Raw genomic sequence first — 16,736 nt, 5'->3', positions numbered from 1 at the left:
GATAGATACTGACTCTAATTTAAAATAAGGCCAATTTTTGAGATTGTCTAAAGTAGATTTTCAAGCATCAAAAAGTGCCTGAAACATCATAGTTTCAAGCACTAAAAAACGATTTAAAAGTCTTGCTTCAATCTAAGGTATGCCACTGACTTACTTTTTATCAAATAAGCGATATCTGATTTCTTCCAAAGCCATAATAACAAACGGACAAGCAAGTAAATAGAGCCAATCATCAAGTCCAATGGGTGCAGTGTTAAATAGCGTGTGGAAGAAAGGCACGTAAGACAGGATAATAAAGAGGACAATTTCTAAAACAATCCCTAAGCTAATAATCCGATTAGCAAATGGTTTAACTTGGAATATAGACCCTCTACCTTTACGACTATTCATAGCCATACCAATTTGAGTAAAGATAATAGCTCCTAAGGTCATGGTAGTTGCCTCTCGATAGAGAGGACCTGAGCTGGCCAAATGGTTTAAATTACCTTGATTAACCCAATAATTAAGGAAGAAAGCCCCCATAGCTAAGGCTGCTTCAATCAGTCCATACCAGACAAAAGCTTTAATCAATAATTGTCGATTGAGCAAGCGATCTGAAAGACGTCTTGGTGGTCTGTCCATAACGCCCTCTTCAGGCGGTTCAACCCCTAGCCCCAAAGCAGGCATCATATCTGTTCCCAGGTCGATGGCTAGGATTTGCATAACCGTTAAGGGAAGAGGTATACGTCCCAAAGAGAACAAGAAGAAAGCAGAGGGTACAGCTTCTGGTGTGTTGGAATTAAAAATGTAAGTCAGGAATTTTTGAATATTTCTATAAACTGCACGACCCTCTTCAACAGCATGAACAATAGAAGCAAAATGATCATCTGTTAAGATCATATCTGCAGATTCCTTGGCAACATCAGTTCCTGATAGCCCCATAGCTACACCGATATCAGCTTTTTTAAGGGCAGGGGCATCATTAACACCATCACCAGTAACAGCGACAACTTCGCCAAGTTCTTGAAGGGCGTTGACCACACGGTATTTTTGTTCAGGTGCTACACGAGCAAAAACGATTTCGCCTTTAAGAGCTTCCTTGAGCTGATTATCATCCATATCAGCTAGTTCAAGGCCTGAAACAACACGCGCATCGTCTCCTTGTACAATTCCGATTTTCTTAGCAATGCTAAGAGCTGTCAAACCATAATCACCTGTCACCATGATAATACGAATACTAGCTCTATGGCATTTTTCAATGGCTTCACGCACACCCTGACGTGGCGGATCACTCATGGCAACCAAGCCTAGAAAGACCATATTGTCCTCCAAGGTCTGCATGTCCCATTTGTCTTCTCCAATATGCTCACTGTCTAAAGGTCTATAGGCCACAGCTAAAACACGTAAACCGTCTCGGGCAAACTGGTCGTTGGCCGCAAGGATAGCCTGACGCTCAGTAGCTGTCAATGATTTAATCATTCCTTGATTATCATAATAGTCTGAGCAAAGCTCCATCACTTCTTTCGGAGCACCTTTGGTGATAGAAATATGGTGACTGCCATCCAATCCTGACTCAAGCTTATGCACTGTTGTCATCCGTTTACGATCAGAATCAAAGGGGATCTCCTTGAGGCGAGGGGCCCAAGTATGATTGTCATTTAAATTAATTCCTGCTTTTTCGGCGAGAACATTAAGACAAGCCTCAGTTGGATCACCTAAAATTGTAAAATTGGGATTATCAGCACTAGGAGCCACAACTTGAGCATTACTAGCCAAATGAGAGAAGCGGACCAAACGATTAAGAAGCTCATTTTCTTCAAGAGAAACAGGCCGTCCTTCCTGCTCAATCTGTCCTTCTGATGCATAACCTAGCCCAGTGACCTCATAACTGTCTGACAAAGTCCACAAGTGGTTAACCGTCATGGCATTTTGCGTCAAAGTCCCTGTTTTATCCGAACAAATAACAGAAGTTGCTCCTAGCGTCTCAACCGAAGACAGCTTCTTAACCAAAGCATGGTCCTTAGCCATGCGCTGAACGGCCATGGCTAGAGAAAGAGTAACTGTGGGAAGAAGCCCCTCAGGAATAAAGGCCACAATCATCCCCAATGCAAAAATAAAGGCTTGAGACAAAGGTTGGTGGACAAATAGAGTCGCTGCCACCATAAAGAAGAGACCTACAGACACCGCAATAACTGAAATCTGTTTAGTCAAATGGTCCAATTCCTTCTGAAGGGGACTCTTTTCCTGAGCAAGATTCTGTGTCAAATCCGCAATCTGTCCAAACTCAGTTTTCATCCCGATAGCAGATACTATAAAATGTCCAGAACCAGAAGAGACTGTAGTCCCCGCAAACACCATATTGTCATACTCTAACTCAGTCTTGTCGGGAGTCAAATCTGCTTGATCTGACTTATAAATAGGATTAGACTCACCAGTGAGGGCAGACTGGTTAACCTGCAAATCTGTCACAGCGACCAAGCGTCCATCTGCAGAAATACGGTCTCCTTCTTCAATGAAAACCAAGTCACCTGGCACCAAGTCCTGAGCTAGAATCTTATCCTCCTTACCATCACGAAGAACTCGCGCATAGGATGGAAGAAGCTTATTAAGAGCTGCCGTAGCCTGACTCGCCCTATATTCTTGAATAAAGCTAAAGAGACCATTAATAATATTGACCAACCAAATTGCAATCCCCAACTCTAAACTATGAGAAAGCATGGCGATAAAGCCACCACCCCACAATAAGAGTGCCATAAGACTAGTAAAATGTCTGAAAAAGGTCAGCCAAATAGGCTCCTTCTTACTTTCCTTCAATTGGTTAGGGCCATACGTCGCCTGCCTCTCCTTAACCTCTTGTGAGCTCAAACCCTGAGGGCTTGTCTGCAAGACTTGGTAAACTTGTTCGGGAGGATAGGTCCCTAATTTTATATGTTCTTGTCTAGAATCAACCATAATCCTTTCCTCGATTCTAAATCATTAAAACGATTTCATTTTTTCACCCCTATTATACCCCTTTTTCAGAAAATGTTGAAAAGAAAAAACCAAGCCACATGACTTGGTTTAGATTTTATTTAATATGTAATTTAGCACGCAGACTCGCAGCTCGGGCACCAAGTAGTTGGTCAGCCATACGAGTTACAAGAGCAAGAACGCCATAGACACCGATTCCAAGGCCTCCTCCAATGACCAAGTAAATCACACTACCCATACGGCTTGTTGGTGACAATACAAACTGGAACAACCAATAGAAGACTGCAACTGGAATAGCCATGAGTACCGTAAGGATACAGATGAGCAAGGCTTTTCTAAACACTGTCTTACGACTAAAGTGCGTAACAGTGTGGAGGTGATTATACATGAGAGCAATTGGAACACCTAAACCGAGGGCTGTTGAAATAACAGGGCCAAGGGCTCCTAAGAAAATAATCAATGGTAACTGTAGGATTGCCTTAACTAAAACCCCAATCGCAAAATAGTTGATAGCTTTACGGGTTTCAAAGATTGCCTGAAGCATTGGTGCTAAAACGCTATACAAGGCCAAGAAAATAACTTGAATCAGACTAGCTACAAAGAGCAGGTGTGCTTGACTATCTGGTGCCCCGTAAAAAACTGTGTAAAGTGGTTTAGCTAAAATCACTGATCCTATAATGGCAGGAACAATAAAGAGTAAAAGCAACTGGAGGTTATTGATAATCAGTTTAGCCGCTCCCTTAAGATCTTTCTTAACCATATTTTCAGTCAAGAGTGGAATCCCAACCCCGGCAATAGAAAGAGCAACGGCAATCAAAATCATGGTAATCTTACTTGGGTTTGAAGACAAGTAAGCATAGAGAACCTGAAGTTGACTATTACTATAGCTTGTAAACTTCTCCATAGTACGGATAAAGGTCCATTGATCAATCAGTTGGAAAAGCTGAATAGCAGATCCAGTAATAATGAAAGGAATGGCTTCCTTAAAGGTTTCAATAACAATTGCAGTTGGATTGATATCCGGATGAACAACCTGCTTGCCAAAAAGACTCTTGAGTTTCCCCTCCTTCCAAAGGTAGAAGAAAAGCACCCCATAACTAGCCAACATTCCGATGAAAGCGGCAAAAGTCGATTGAACAACTGCTGTCACATAATCGCCTGTCCCAATTTTCATGATGAAGAAGGTAGCCAACAGCATCCAAATAACACGGATAATCTGTTCCGCAATCTGACTCAAGGCATAAGGCTTCATGTTGTTAAAGCCTTGGAAAAAGCCTCGTAAAACAGACATCGATGGGAAAATAACAACTGCCCAAGAAAGACTACGCATGACGCGAACCAGATCTTCGTCTCCCCCAGAAAGGTAAGACATCCACGGCGAAGCAAAGTACATGAAAACGCCAAAGATCACTCCGAGACCAATCATGTAATACAAGATACGCTTGAGTAAGAAGAAACTCGTCTCCATCTTTCCAAGTGTGTTGTATTTAGACACCTGTTTGGCAATTGCGACTGGAATACCCGCTGTTGAAATCAAGAGGAAAAGAGCATAAATATTATACCCTTGACCAAAGAGGGCATTGGCTTGGTCACCTTGTTTACCCATCCAAGCATACCAAGGAATAATGTAGAGTGCCCCTAATAGACGGCTGATAATATTGGATGCTGTCATCCATGCCGTCCCTCTTAGCATCTGCTGCTGCTGTGTATCAGTTTTAGTTTCAGTCATAACTTTCTTTCTAGAGAATAAAATATAATCTAGTTTATTATAAACTTTTGGCTGTGACTTGTAAAACAAGAACATTAAGGCTAAAATAGGAACTATGATTACTATTGAACAAGTTCTAGAGGTTCTTAAAAAGGACCATAATTTTAGAGATATTATCGACCAAGACAAGTACTACTATTCATGGACTGGGGTGACTTTTGATCATCTTTCTTATGATAGTCGTGATGTCACACCATCGTCCCTCTTCTTTGCCAAAGGAGCTGCCTTCAAGCCTGAATTTTTAGAGAATGCTGTCAAAGCTGGCTTGAGTTTCTACGTGGCTGAAAAAGATTATCAAGTGGGAATTCCTGCCATTATCGTATCAGATATCAAGCAGGCTATGAGCCTCGTTGCTCAGGCCTTCTACCAATACCCTCAAAACAAGCTTAAATTGCTGGCTTTTACTGGGACAAAAGGGAAAACTACAGCAGCCTACTTTGCCTTCAATATTCTCAAGCAAAGTCATAAACCTGCTATGCTTTCAACCATGAACACGACACTAGACGGAAAAACCTTCTTCAAGTCTACCTTAACAACACCTGAGAGTTTGGACCTTTTCCGTATGATGGCTGAAGCTGTTGCTAATGGTATGACCCATCTGATTATGGAAGTCTCAAGTCAAGCCTATCTGACAAAGCGTGTCTATGGACTGACTTTTGATGTAGGTGTCTTTCTTAACATCAGCCCAGACCATATTGGGCCTATTGAACATCCAACCTTTGAAGACTACTTCTACCATAAGCGCCTCCTCTTGGAAAACAGTCGAGTTGTTATCGTCAATAGCGGTATGGATCACTTTGCTTTTATCGCTGAGGAAGTTGCGGATAAAGAGCATGACTTCTATGGTAAAAACTCCGACAATGCTGTTAAACATGGCTCAGGTTTTAGCTTTAAGGCAAGTGGGAAATTAGCTGGTGACTATGATATCCAACTTATCGGTGACTTTAACCAGGATAATGCTATGGCTGCTGGTCTGGCCTGCCTACGTCTCGGAGCTAGCCTTCAAGACATCAAGGAAGGAATCGCTCAAACCTCTGTTCCAGGGCGTATGGAGGTTCTAATCCAAACTAATGGAGCTAAGACATTTGTTGACTATGCTCACAATGGGGATAGCCTAAATAAGCTCTTACAAGTCGTAACTAGCCATCAAGATGGTTGTATTAGTTTAATTCTAGGAGCTCCTGGAAATAAGGGTGAAAGTCGTCGTAAAGACTTTGGGCATGTCCTCAATACCTACCCTGATGTTGATGTCATCCTAACAGCTGATGATCCTAACAAGGAAGATCCTCTTGCTATCTGTCAGGAAATTGCTAGCCACATCAGTCGCGAGGTTCGTATCATTGTTGATCGAGAGGAAGCTATTAAAACAGCAATGTCTGAGACTACAGACTCCAAAGACGCTGTGGTTATCGCTGGTAAAGGTGCCGATGCCTTCCAGATCGTAAATGGTAAACGTGATAACTATGCTGGCGATATTGAAGTCGCTAAGAAATATTTGTAAAGATTTAATTAAAGCAACACTACCGATAACGTCTCAATTGAGGTGGTTCATAAGACTGGACAAAAGCTTCAATTTCTGAAAAATCATCTGTAAAGAGGAATTTTGCTGCAGTTTCAGCCTCCAAAAAATCATGAGCAACCATGGTATCTAACATCGTTTTCATAGCATCATAATAGCCCTTGAGATTGAAGAAAACACAGGGTTTGTCCAACTTACCGACTCGAGCAGCTGCAATAGCTTCAGAGATTTCTTCCAGTGTCCCTAGACCTCCTGGAAGGGCGATAAAGAGATCTCCTTGCTCTAGCATAGCAGTCTTTCGTTCTGCCATAGTTTCTACTATTGTCATTGAGGTTAACCCCTCATAAGCTATCTCCCTATCTTTGAGGAATTGTGGCATAATGCCATGAGCCTGTCCACCATTTTCCAAAACCGTATCACCAAGAACTCCCATAAGTCCCATCTTACTGCCACCATAGACTAGGGTATGCCCATTTTTAGCAATCCACTGACCCAAGGCAATCGTTGCTTTCTTAAAGCTAGGATTATCACCCATATTAGCTCCCAAATAGACCGTTACTTTCATTGAAGTCCTCCTTTTTATTCTATTATAACGCAAAATTCCTGCCATAACTGACAGGAATTTTTTCTTAGTCTTTACGCTCCAAATTACGAAGCATTTCATCAATTTTATTACCGTATTCGATAGACTCATCTTTAATAAAGGTCAAATCCGGAATCTTATACATAGTCAATTTTTTACCAAGTTCACGCTTGATTGTCCCAGTAGCCTTTTCAAGACCAGTTTGTGCTTTTTGGTTATCTGAGGCCAAGGTTGAATGAATAGTGTAAAAAATCTTAGCAGCTGACAAATCACCAAGCATCTGTACATCTGTGATAGTGACATCTTGCACGCGTGGGTCACGAACTTTCTTTTGAAGAATTTCATTGACCTCACGTTTGATTTCCATACCAACACGGTCTACACGAAATGAATTTCCCATAGTCTTATCCTTTCTCTCTTATTATGATGGAACAAAAGCCAGGCCAGATGACCTAGCTTTGTCTCCTAAGTAAGCTTTCTTAAAAGCTAACAAAATTAACGTTTAATTTCTTCCATAATGTAAGCTTCGATAACGTCATCAACTTTAATATCGTTATAGTTTTCAATCATCAAACCACCCTCTTGAGCGTTTCCGACTTCTTTAACGTCATCTTTAAAGTGTTTTAAGCTTGCCAATTTACCATCAAAAATAACGACACCATCACGAATCACACGGGCACTTGAATCACGAGTGATTTTACCACTAGTAACCATGAACCCACCGATTGTTCCGACTTTAGAAACTTTGAAGGTTTCACGGATAATAGCTTCACCAATGACTTTTTCTTCAAATTCAGGATCAAGCATCCCTTTCATGGCATCTTCGATTTCTTCGATAACCTTGTAGATGATGCTGTGAAGACGAATTTCAACTTCATCAGTTTCCGCTTGTTGACGTGCTTGTGGGGTAGGACGAACGTTAAATCCGATAACAACAGCATCTGAAGCTTCCGCAAGAGTAATATCAGATTCGTTGATAGCACCTACTGCTGAGTGAACAACATTAACACGAACACCCTCAACATCAATCTTGAGAAGTGATGCTGCCAAGGCTTCAACAGAACCTTGTACGTCAGCCTTGATGATAACATTAACAGTCTTCAATTCACCAGCTTTAAGGGTATCAAAGAGGTTATCAAGACTAACACGATGTGTTTGTTGACGTTGTTTCATAAGGGCACGTTTGGCACGTTCTTCACCGGCTGCACGAGCTGCTTTTTCGTCTTCATAAACGGCAAAATGGTCACCCGCCATAGGCGCTTCGTTCAAACCAGTAATTGAAACTGGTGTTGATGGTGCTGCAGTCTTAATACGACGACCAAGGTCATTGGTCATAGCACGGACACGACCGAAGGTATTACCAACAACGATTGGGTCTTGAACATGCAAGGTACCTTGTTGAACAAGGAGGGTTGCAACCGCACCTTTACCTTTATCCAAACGCGCTTCAATAACGGTACCGATGGCACGAACTGTTGGGTCAGCTTTAAGTTCTTCCACTTCAGCCACAAGAAGAACTGTTTCAAGCAACTCTTCAATATTTTGACCAAACTTCGCTGAAATTTCAACGAATTCGCTATCACCACCCCATGCAGTTGAGATAACGCCATGTTCAGCCAATTCACCGATTACACGCTCTGGGTTAGCACCTGGTTTATCAATCTTGTTAATCGCAACAATGATTGGAACACCAGCAGCCTTAGAGTGGTTGATGGCTTCAATAGTTTGTGGCATTACACCGTCATCCGCAGCTACAATCAAGATAGTAATATCTGTAACAGAAGCACCACGGGCACGCATAGATGTAAAGGCCGCGTGTCCTGGAGTATCAAGGAAGGTGATTTTCTTACCACCCTCTTCAATTTGGTAGGCACCAATATGCTGTGTGATACCACCAGCTTCTCCAGTCGCAACACGTGAGTTACGAAGGGTATCAAGAAGGGTTGTTTTACCATGGTCAACGTGTCCCATGATAGTAACAACTGGTGCACGTTCTACCATAGCCTCTTTATTGAGGTAGTCTTCGTCAACAAAGAAACGTTCGATATCAGCATTATCGACTTCTTCTTTCTTGGTTGCCTCAATACCGTAGTCAACCATCAACAACTCAATAGTATCCCCATCAAGAGATTGGTTCTGAGTTGCCATAACACCCATCATGAAGAGTTTCTTAACGATTTCAGCTGGCTCACGTTTAATACGTTTTGCGATTTCTGCAACCGTCATGCCTTCAGTATATTCAAATTCTTTTGGTAATTCATGGAATTTACGCTCTGTTACTGGTTTTGGAGCTGAATTACCACGGTTATTTTTACCTTTTTTATTTTTGTTTTTATTCCAGTTACTATTTCGTTGATTTCTCACTTGGTTTTGATTATTCCACTTATTATTTCTTGTTTGCTTAGGTCCATCTTCATTCTCGCGACGATTATCACGTGATTTATCTGGACGTGCCTTTTTACGACGTGTATCTTGTGCTTGCGCAGCTGGAGCTGGTTGAGCAGCCGGTGCTGGCTTAGGAGCTGGCTTAGCTTCAGCAACTGCTTTTTGAGCAGCGACTTCAGCCTGTTGTTTTTCTTTTCTTGCCTTTTCCTGCTCTTTCGCACGGCGTTGCTCTGCAGCTTTTTCTTCACGGAAGCGTGTTTCACTTTGACGTGAATACTCTGCATTTTGCTCTGCTTTCAAGGCTGCTGCACGCGCTTTAAAGTCAATACGTGGACCTGCCTGATTGTTGCGGGCAGCATCGTTACGTTTATTTCGACCTTGATCATTGCGCTGTTTACCTTGGAAATTACGGTCACGATTACTATTGTTATCGCGGTTTCCATTGTTACGGTTACCTTGACCATTTCCATTTTGGTTGCGACGATCATTATTCTGACGTTTACCTTGATCGTTTCCTTGTTGATTTCGGTTACGATTACGGTTGTCACGGCCTCCGCCGTTTTGACGACGCTCTGCTTCTGCCTTGGCACGTGCTTCACGTTCTGCCTTAAAATTACGGCTTTGTGGTTTTTTCGGAGTCGCAGGGGCTTCTTTGACTTCAGCCTTTGATACTTCTTTAGCTGGAGCTGATTTGGCAACAGGTGCCTTATCAACCTTAGGCGCTACCTTTTCCTCTTTAGGAGTTGGTGTCGCTTTAGGAGCTGGCTTGCTTTCAGCCTTAGCTGTTCCCCCTTTTAAACTTGAAGTGATACGATTAGCATCAGCTTCTTCAACTGATGAGGAGTGGCTCTTCACAGAAAGACCAAGTTCTTGAGCTTTTGCAACAACAACCTTGCTTTCTACACCAACCTCTTTTGCGATTTCATATAATCGTTTCTTTGACACGTGATGTCCTCCTATTCTTTAGTCCATAAGAGTCCTCATTTTCTTTGAAAATCCAGCATCAACTACAGCAACCGTTTTTCTTGGTTTACCAATAGCCATGCTTAATTCCAGTGCGTTAAACACTGTGGAGACTTCTATATTATAGTAGTTACATTTATCAGTCGTCTTTTTAGTCACGTTACTACCAGCATCATTGGCAAGAAAAACTAGTCTCGCCTGCCCTGATTGAACTGCCTTGATGACAAGTTCTTCGCCAGAAATAAGTTTTCCAGCTCTTTGTGCCAGTCCTAACATATTTGACAATTTTTCTGTGTTATTCAAGACCTAACTCTCTTCTTTTGACCTTGTGATCCACATAAGCAATGAGTTCATCATAAAAACTTTCAGGAACATCCATGGAGAAACTATGGTTAAAAGCACGTTTCTTTTTAGCTTGGAGAGCTTCTTCATTATCTAATTTAATGTAAGCACCTCGGCCATTTTTCTTTCCTGTTGGATCAATGAAAATCTCACCATCTTTAGTTTTTACAATGCGGAGCAAATCACGTTTATCAATGATTTCTCCTGAGACAACTGATTTACGTAAAGGTATTTTTCGTGTTTTAGCCATCAAACACCTCTATGTTCTTCTTATTCTGCTTCTGTTGTTTCAGTTACTTCTTCTGTTGTGACTTCAACAGGTGTAGCATCTTCTGCAACAATCTCGTCAACAACTTCCTCAGTAGCAGCCTCAGCTTTTTCAGCTTCGAGTGCTTCATATTCAGAAGCTGACTTGATGTCAATACGGTAACCAGTCAAATGAGCTGCCAAACGAACGTTTTGTCCACGACGACCAATTGCAAGAGATAATTTGTTATCTGGTACAACTACTGTCGCACGTTTGCTATCATCTTCGTCAAAGAGAACATAGTCCACTTCAGCCGGTGCAATAGCATTGTAGATAAATTCAGCTGGATCTTCAACCCATTGAATAACATCAATATTTTCCTCAACAGGAACTTCAATTCCTGTCTTAGCATCCAAACGTGTTGGGTGGAAACGGCTGACAACTTTCTTGATGTTGCTTCCACCACGACCAACGATAGTACCAATAGCATCAACGTTAGGGTTATGACTACGAACAGCAACTTTGGTACGATCACCAGCTTCACGAGACACGCTCATGATTTCTACAGTTCCATCAAATACTTCAGGAATTTCTTGTTCCATGATACGTTTGATGAATTCTGGATGGCTACGACTTACAAAGACGTTAACACCCTTAGGGTTGTTTTCAACTTTATAAACATAAACATCGATGACGTCGTGTGACTTAAAGCTTTCACCAGGAATTTGGTCTTGGCGTGACAATTGAGCTTCAAGTGTTCCAAGATTGACATAAATGAAACGTTGGTCAAAGCGTTCAACTGTTCCTTGCATGATTTCACCTTCATGTTGCTTATAATCATTATAAGTGATTTCACGCATCTGCTTGCGCATCTTTTCCATAATGGTTTGTTTGGCAGATTGCGCTGCGACACGGCCAAATTCATCGACTGACTCTTCAAAACGAATCTTGTCACCAAGCTCGTAGGCAGAGCTGATAGCAAGGGCATCTTTCAAGCTAATTTCCAAACGACTATCAAAGACTTCATCTACAACTTCACGAACAGTATAAACTTGAAAATCACCTGTTTTTTCATTGAATTCAACTACAGCTGATTCTGACTGACCATAACGACGCTTGTAGGCTGACTTAAGCGATTCAACCACAGCATCGATGATATCTTCCTTGTTAATGTGTTTTTCTTCTTCCAAGACACGGAAGGCTTCTAGCATTTCTTTGCTCATATTCTTTGTTGTTTTAGCCTCTAAAGGCTAAAACTGGCATCCTTTCTTTATTTACACTAAGAGTTTTAGAGTTTGACTGCCAAACGAGCTTTAGCAACTGTTTGATAGGGAATCTCAACAGTTTTATGGCGAGTCTTATCAAGGTAATCAATTGTTAGGGTTTCCCCATCAAAGGCCACCAAGTCACCTTGGAAAATCTTGATCTTATCAATAGCCTTGTAAAGACTAACATTGATATATTGACCAACAGCATTTGTCAAAGCTTCTTTGGTTTTTAAGGGACGCTCTAACCCTGGACTAGAAACTTCCAGCATGTATTGATCCGGGAAAGGATCAGGCTGAATAGTATCCAAGAGGGGACTGATAATTTCAGTCAAGTCTGCAGTATCTTCTACAGTAATACCTCCTGGCTTATCAATCAAAACTGACAAGACATAGTCACCGCCAAGCTTTTCGTACTCGATATCGACCAGTTCGTATGGCTCAGGAATAGCTGGAGCTACGACTGCCGTCACGAGATCAATAATTTTTTGCGACATTATGACCTCCTTACACACACAAGAGACGAAGTTTCTACTCCGCCTCTCTTTCGTTATTTTCCTATATTATAGCATAGCTCAAAAGCCATTGCAAGGAATAACCATATCATTTCAAAGCAAAAAGGTTGGGAATCACCCAACCTTATTTATTGCGCCGCTGGAACAGTGCTGTAAGTAGTCACACCCGATCCATTATTATTGTATGTAGGGGTTGTCGTACCTTGTTCCTGAACATAATTACCTGTGTTTTCACTATAGTTATTGCTATAGGTAGTGCCTCCATTGTAGGTACTTACCGATCCACCACCTGCTGCCTCAGATGGCCAGGCCTCATAATTTGAAGATACTTCACTCGAAGCCACGTTTCCTTTGGAATTAACAAAATCATCTGAGCCATAGTTAGAGCTACCAGAACCATAGAGAACCAAACTAGTCTTAAGATTAGATTCAGAGACTTTTTTCTTACCAACTTCCTTCTTGATACGATTTTGCACCTTAAGAATATCCTCAGTGGAGGCTACTTGATAGCTTCCTCCATTGATCATGGCATCCGAACCGGCCAATTGGTATGATTTAATATTTTTAAGGGCATCACTATAACCCATCAAGCTACGCAAAGTATTGGTATCACCAAGATCGATACTTGTCTGAACATTAGAACTTACAGCCGATAAAATTTTCTTGTAAGAACCAATAGAGTCCATCTTCAAGAGCTTAGCTACAACTTTTTGAATAACCTCACGTTGACGTTTTTGTCGACCATAGTCACCATCAGGGTCATCATAACGCATACGTGAATAGACTAAAGCTTGCTCACCATTGATTTTATGGGTTCCGGGCTCAACTTTTGCCTGAAATTCAGGTTCATTTTCTGCAATCGAAATTGGAAAATCAAAATGATTCGTTACCTCAATACCACCAACAGCATCTACCAGATCAATCATACCCTGCATATTAATCAGTGCATAATAGTCAATATCAATATCCAAAACCTTTTGAATGGTTGAAATAGCCAAGTCAGCACCACCTTCAGCATATGCTGAATTTAGTTTTGCTTCACCCGACCCCTCAATATCTGTCAAAAGGTCACGTTCCAAACTGGTCATGGTTGTTTTCTTAGTCTTAGGGTTCACTGTTACCAAAATCATGGTATCAGAGTTTCCTTCCCAGGTTTCCTTACGTTCTTTGGATCCTGTATCTACCCCCATCAAGAGAATAGTTATAGGCTTAGTCTGTTGAATAGCCTTACTATTCCCCGAAGTTGCTTTAGAAGCCCTAAACGTTTTTGACAATTCGCCTGTGGCGTAATTATAAGTTGTCGTTAGGTAAATACCAGCAGCTACTACTGTCGTTGCAAAAATCGCCAACAACATCAATAAAATTTTTCGTCCAAGTTTCATGTTTTTTCCTAATCTATGAGTTTAGCCATAAGGTAAACATCTAGAAATTCTCCATTTTTAGTTCTTGCACCACGTTTCTTAGTGCCTTCAATGTCAAATCCAAATTTTTGATAGAGATGAACCGCACGTTCATTACGTGCTTGAACTGTCAACTCTAAGCGGCGGATAGCTGGGGTATGATCTGTCCAGTCAATCATTGTTTCCATAAGAAACTGGCCAACACCATTCCCCCAGTAGGGTTTAGAAACCGCAATAAATACATCGCCAATATGACTAGTCTTAGTATCTTGATCAGAGGTAACATTACAAACACCAATGACCTCATGACCCAATTTCGCCACCAAACAAATCTCATTAAGCCTATGCTGATGACCTTCAATATAAGTGGCTAACTGTTCAGCACTCAGTATAGAACTTCTATCATCTTGTGCTAGAAAATCCGATTCCAAGGCTACAGTCTCTAGTAAACAAGCTAGAGAGGCAGCATCCTCTCTTTGAGCTTCCTCAATGACTAATTCTTGCTCAGCCATTTACCATTTCCTCCTGAATCTCCTTACTTCTAGGACCGAAAGATTCAATAAGCAACTGACGTCCATCTCCATGATGAGATATCGAAATTAGGAGATAATCCCCTAACAGACTCTCGTCTAGGAGCTCACCCCACTCGATGATTGTCACACCTTCACCATACAGAAAATCATCTAAATCAATAGAATCTGGATCATCACCAATGCGGTAGACATCTAAATGATAGAGTGGCAGTCGCCCCTCATACTCCCTTACAATAGTATAGGTTGGACTCTTTATCATCTGTGAAATATCCAAACCTTTGGCAATTCCCTTAGTTAAGGTTGTTTTGCCAGCTCCCAGATCACCTGAGAGAACAATTATATCTCCAGAATCGAGCAGTCGACCTAGCTTTTGGCCGATACTAATCAATTCTTCTTCATTTTGACTGTAAATCATGTTTTCATTATATCAAAAAATAAAAATATGGACTAGAATCCACTGTAAAAATACAGTAGAAACTTATAAATATTGAATCATTTAAGTAAGAAGTTAAGATGTGTATTTTAATCTTCAATTTATTTTAACCACATCAATCACTCATAGATTAGAAATGTTTTTGTAAAACTTACTATAGTTTCAAAAGTTAACCAATAGTAACTCTCTCACATTCCTCCAGATAAAAATCGCAAAAGAAAAAGCCTGACAAATGTACAGACTTTTTACTTTCAAGCTTTAGAACACAGCCATACTGATGAAGTTAAGGATAAACAAGATATCCAAAATCCACATAATAAAGTGGACATCCTTAGCTTGACCTTTGACGATTTTGACCAAAGTATAAGTAAGGAAACCAGCTGCGATACCATAGGTAATGCTATATGAGAATCCCATGAAAACAGAAGTGAAGAAGGCAGGAATAGCTTCAGACAAGTCTTCCCAATCGACACTCTTAAGGTTAGAGAGCATCATAACACCTACAATAATAAGGATAGGCGCTGTGGCAGCATTAGGAACGATTGACACCACTGGACTAAAGAAACTAGAAATGGCAAAGAGTACAGCAACCACAAGAGCTGTCAAACCAGTACGTCCACCAGCACCAATACCTGCTGCAGATTCAACGTAAGTTGTAACGTTTGAAGTCCCTGCAATGGCACCAATACTTGTACCAACAAGGTCAGAGTAAAGAGCACGGTCAAGAGCTTTTGATTCGTTGTTATCACCTGTTGAAGCAATGATACCAACCTTCTCACCAGTACCAATCAAGGTACCGATAGTATCGAAGATATCAGTCAATGAAAAGGCAAGAATAGCCATAAAGACACCAGGCAAACGAGAAACATCTGCAAAGAGTGATCCCAATCCCTTAGATCCAAGCGCTGCACCAAAGACCTGACCAAGATCCTTAATAGATGATGTCAAGCTAGCTGCGTGCCAGTCAATGCTTCCAAGATCAACGACACCAGCAAAGATAGCAATGATAGTCGTTACGAGGATTGAAAGAAGAACACCACCACGAATACCTTTAACAATAAAGAAAATCGCAATCGCAAGACCAATCAAACCTACAATTACAGTTGGGTTATTGAAAGCAACCAAACCTGGTGTAGCTGACGATGAAGCTGTAATTGAAGCCTTGGCCATGTCAGCACCTTTGCCTGCTACAGTGTAGGTATGTGGATTAATTGAGAATTTCAAGAAACCAGCATTTTTAATCCCAACATAGGCAAGGAAAACACCGATACCTGCTGAAATAGCAGATTTGAGAGCTGTTGGAATAGACTCAATAATCATCTTACGTACTTTAGTTACTGTGATGATCAATGAAATAACACCACATAGAAAGACCATTGCTAAGGCCTCTTGCCAAGTGTAACCCAAAGAAAAAACCACTGTGTAGGTGAAGAAGGCATTAAGCCCCATACCAGGCGCTTGGGCGTATGGTAGGTTAGCATAAAATGCCATCATCAACGTCCCTGCAACCGCACCAATAATTGTTGCTAAGAAAACACCTTGTGCAGGCATTCCTGTCTGAGCCAACATCGCTGGGTTAACAAAGAGGATGTAAGACATGGCAAAGAAAGTTGTCAATCCGGCAGTCACTTCTGTACGGACGTCAGTACCATGTTCTTTCAATTTGAAAAACTTTTCCATGAAAGTTTAGACTCCTTAATAAAAAATATTGTCAAAATCCGAATAATTTCGGAACATTCTCACGTAGAATGCAACATTACTATTCTACCTGAAATTATTTGACGGTGCAAGGTTTATTTCCTGAGACTTTTCTTATGAAAAACCGAACGTTCTT

Annotated in this window: 14 protein-coding genes; 1 reads left to right on the top strand and 13 read right to left on the bottom strand. The window is 41.1% G+C overall.

The window, feature by feature from the left end; all coding sequences use genetic code 11:
• Nucleotides 1-150 precede the first annotated feature (150 nt).
• Together NST80_RS01815 and NST80_RS01810 are read right to left on the bottom strand one after the other, a co-directional pair.
• Nucleotides 151-2,931, bottom strand: coding sequence for a cation-transporting P-type ATPase (locus NST80_RS01815; protein ID WP_073949268.1), 2,781 nt, complete (start codon nt 2,929-2,931; stop codon nt 151-153).
• A gap of 115 nt (nt 2,932-3,046) precedes the next feature.
• Nucleotides 3,047-4,678, bottom strand: coding sequence for a polysaccharide biosynthesis protein (locus tag NST80_RS01810; protein ID WP_342504622.1), 1,632 nt, complete (start codon nt 4,676-4,678; stop codon nt 3,047-3,049).
• Nucleotides 4,679-4,772: 94 nt separating this feature from the next.
• Here NST80_RS01810 and NST80_RS01805 point away from each other — a divergent pair, with 94 nt between their 5' ends.
• A complete protein-coding gene (locus NST80_RS01805; RefSeq protein ID WP_045768761.1) occupies nt 4,773-6,218 on the top strand; it encodes a UDP-N-acetylmuramoyl-L-alanyl-D-glutamate--L-lysine ligase in 1,446 nt (481 codons plus the stop codon).
• Nucleotides 6,219-6,237: 19 nt separating this feature from the next.
• Here NST80_RS01805 and NST80_RS01800 read toward each other — a convergent pair whose 3' ends face one another.
• The 11 genes from NST80_RS01800 to NST80_RS01750 form a co-directional block, all read right to left on the bottom strand.
• Entirely contained in the window at nt 6,238-6,801 is a 564-nt protein-coding gene (locus tag NST80_RS01800) for a TIGR00730 family Rossman fold protein (protein ID WP_045768762.1), read from the bottom strand.
• Nucleotides 6,802-6,865: 64 nt separating this feature from the next.
• Nucleotides 6,866-7,219: a 30S ribosome-binding factor RbfA gene (gene rbfA / locus NST80_RS01795; RefSeq protein ID WP_002883798.1), complete on the bottom strand. Its 354-nt coding sequence runs from the start codon at nt 7,217-7,219 to the stop codon at nt 6,866-6,868.
• Between the two features lie 95 nt (nt 7,220-7,314).
• On the bottom strand, nt 7,315-10,149 hold the full coding sequence (gene infB / locus NST80_RS01790; RefSeq protein WP_183138099.1) for a translation initiation factor IF-2: 2,835 nt from the start codon (nt 10,147-10,149) through the stop codon (nt 7,315-7,317).
• An 18-nt stretch (nt 10,150-10,167) separates the two neighbouring features.
• A complete protein-coding gene (locus NST80_RS01785) occupies nt 10,168-10,470 on the bottom strand; it encodes a YlxQ-related RNA-binding protein (RefSeq protein WP_002883776.1) in 303 nt (100 codons plus the stop codon).
• Nucleotides 10,463-10,759, bottom strand: a complete 297-nt coding sequence (locus NST80_RS01780) for a YlxR family protein (protein ID WP_002883779.1) — start codon at nt 10,757-10,759, stop codon at nt 10,463-10,465. Before NST80_RS01780 ends, NST80_RS01785 begins: the two co-directional genes overlap by 8 nt.
• 20 nt (nt 10,760-10,779) lie before the next feature.
• On the bottom strand, nt 10,780-11,979 hold the full coding sequence (nusA, locus tag NST80_RS01775) for a transcription termination factor NusA (protein ID WP_002886615.1): 1,200 nt from the start codon (nt 11,977-11,979) through the stop codon (nt 10,780-10,782).
• Between the two features lie 65 nt (nt 11,980-12,044).
• Nucleotides 12,045-12,518, bottom strand: a complete 474-nt coding sequence (gene rimP / locus NST80_RS01770; protein WP_002883745.1) for a ribosome maturation factor RimP — start codon at nt 12,516-12,518, stop codon at nt 12,045-12,047.
• Between the two features lie 146 nt (nt 12,519-12,664).
• Complete coding sequence (locus NST80_RS01765; RefSeq protein ID WP_002886614.1) at nt 12,665-13,918, bottom strand: LCP family protein; 1,254 nt, start codon at nt 13,916-13,918, stop codon at nt 12,665-12,667.
• Nucleotides 13,919-13,926: 8 nt separating this feature from the next.
• Entirely contained in the window at nt 13,927-14,448 is a 522-nt protein-coding gene (locus NST80_RS01760) for a GNAT family N-acetyltransferase (protein ID WP_002886613.1), read from the bottom strand.
• Nucleotides 14,441-14,884: a tRNA (adenosine(37)-N6)-threonylcarbamoyltransferase complex ATPase subunit type 1 TsaE gene (gene tsaE / locus NST80_RS01755; protein ID WP_002886612.1), complete on the bottom strand. Its 444-nt coding sequence runs from the start codon at nt 14,882-14,884 to the stop codon at nt 14,441-14,443. The genes NST80_RS01760 and tsaE overlap by 8 nt, the downstream gene beginning before the upstream one ends.
• 276 nt (nt 14,885-15,160) lie before the next feature.
• Complete coding sequence (locus NST80_RS01750) at nt 15,161-16,582, bottom strand: NCS2 family permease (protein WP_002886611.1); 1,422 nt, start codon at nt 16,580-16,582, stop codon at nt 15,161-15,163.
• Between the last annotated feature and the right edge of the window lie 154 nt (nt 16,583-16,736).

It is taken from the genome of Streptococcus sp. FSL K6-1323 (assembly GCF_038630745.1).
Lineage (GTDB): Bacteria > Bacillota > Bacilli > Lactobacillales > Streptococcaceae > Streptococcus > Streptococcus salivarius_D.
This window is presented reverse-complemented; position numbering and strand designations above follow the sequence as displayed.